We start from the raw sequence: 686 nt of genomic DNA on the forward strand, positions 1-686 counted from the left end.
GCACCACGATCTGGTTGCCGACGATGGACACCGACACACCCTGCGCAGWATAGGCGCTGCTCAGGTCGATAACGGCCTGCTGCGGATTGGTGGTGCTGATCGTGGAGACCACGCCGTACAGCGTGTAATCGGAGCTGATGCGGTAATCCAGGGTCATCCCCGAATCCTTGGCCCAGCGCTCGAGCATGGTCTTGAGGGTGCCGTCCATCGGCGTGGCCTGGTACACGTAGCTGGTGTACAGCGGAATTTCCATCGTGGTGCTGGCAAAACGGTTCACCGGCTTCCAGCGGCCACCGATATCCGGCGCCGGCTTGGTGGCACAGCCGGCCAGCATCACAACGGCGGCAACGGCGATGAAACCCTTTGAGATATGCGGATGCTTCATACGGACTTCCCTTTGACGTACGGAATAGCGGATCTACTGGAATTGGAGCAACGACAACCGACGCCGGCGGGTTACGCCGAGCGTGCAGGTATCGATTGCAGATGCAGCCGAGCATCATCGGTGGATGATGCGACCGGGCCCCCGCCCCGCCCCTGCAGCCCGTGGCTGCACGTCTCGATGTGAAGGCGTCCCGGACAACTTGCCCGGCCCCGTCGCCTCACTTCGGCACCAACATCACGTCCAATTCGAGAAAAGCCGTCCATGTTCCCCTTGGCAACTGCTTCAGCGCCGTGTCTACGAC

1 protein-coding gene is annotated in these 686 nt (G+C 61.6%); it reads right to left on the reverse strand.

What is annotated here, in order from left to right; genetic code table 11:
* Window positions 1–385, reverse strand: a 385-nt coding sequence (locus ACXJKH_RS21760; protein WP_457322495.1) for a hypothetical protein, incomplete at its 3' end; no start/stop codon positions are given.
* Window positions 386–686 lie beyond the last annotated feature (301 nt).

The sequence above is a fragment of the Stenotrophomonas sp. P5_B8 genome (genome assembly GCF_054049855.1).